At 46.5% G+C, this 887-nt stretch carries 2 protein-coding genes; both read right to left on the reverse strand.

Annotated features, from left to right (window positions below; translation table 11 throughout):
• Positions 1-180 precede the first annotated feature (180 nt).
• The gene (sepF, locus tag C7K08_RS14620; protein ID WP_241537295.1) at positions 181-450 is read right to left on the reverse strand and encodes a cell division protein SepF; all 270 of its coding nucleotides are present in this window, start codon (positions 448-450) and stop codon (positions 181-183) included.
• A gap of 120 nt (positions 451-570) precedes the next feature.
• Positions 571-887 (reverse strand): AbrB family transcriptional regulator (locus C7K08_RS14625; RefSeq protein WP_106501189.1); only part of this gene is annotated, 317 nt, incomplete at its 5' end.

Consider the following 887-nt stretch of genomic DNA (forward strand, 5'->3'; position numbering starts at 1 on the left):
GCACAACTGGGCATTTAATTCCAACGCTGAGCACAACTGGGCATTTAATTCCAACGCTGACTGCTCTAATGCCTGGGGGAGATCAGCAATAGCTGCCTCAGATAGCTCTAGTTGCATCTCTAGGCGGGCCATTAGCTGAAACAGACCTCACAGTTTTGCTTGGAAATTGAGCTGTTGGCGCTAGGTATGGACAAAATCTAATTCGTCAGATGGCATGAGATCTACAAGCACCTGATAGGGCGTAAATAAAAAGCAGTCAGCCGAAATGCGTAGTGCATTACCTGAYAAGGCATGAACAGCACCTGCAACAAAATCCAGTAGCCGTTGCGCTGCTTTTGGCTCCATTGCTTGGGTATTGATCAACACGCTTTTTTGCTCCCTAATCGCAGCACCTGCAATAAAGGCATCAGCGTGCTTGCTGCAATGCAAGATCAGCAGTTCTGGGGGCAAGAAACAAAAAATCAGGTTCCATCTGAATAATTAAATCCAGAAGGAACCAGAATAATTGCCTAGTAGCAAACGGCCGTTATTGCTTTTGATACCAGCTTATTTGGTGGAAGGATTTTCAGATCAATCCTCTTCTTCTTCTGTGCTTCCAACTGGCTTGAGGCGAATCTGCTTACGGCCAAGCTTGATATCAAAATCATCGCCGGGCTTTAGATCAAGCATTGCCGTGTAGGCCTTACCGATCAATAAATTGCCATTTCCCTGTACGGTTGCAACAAAGCTGAGCTTGCGGCCACCTTTACCTACCTGGCCGCCATCACCAAGGTTCACACCTTTGGCTTCTAGCAATGCTTCATAGAAGGCGGTGAAATTAAGCCTGTCGGAGCCATCCTTTTTTTTGCTTACGTAACCGCAGGATTTAACCAGAGCAGATTTAGAGC

The organism is Synechococcus lacustris str. Tous (assembly GCF_003011125.1).
Lineage (GTDB): Bacteria > Cyanobacteriota > Cyanobacteriia > PCC-6307 > Cyanobiaceae > Synechococcus_D > Synechococcus_D lacustris.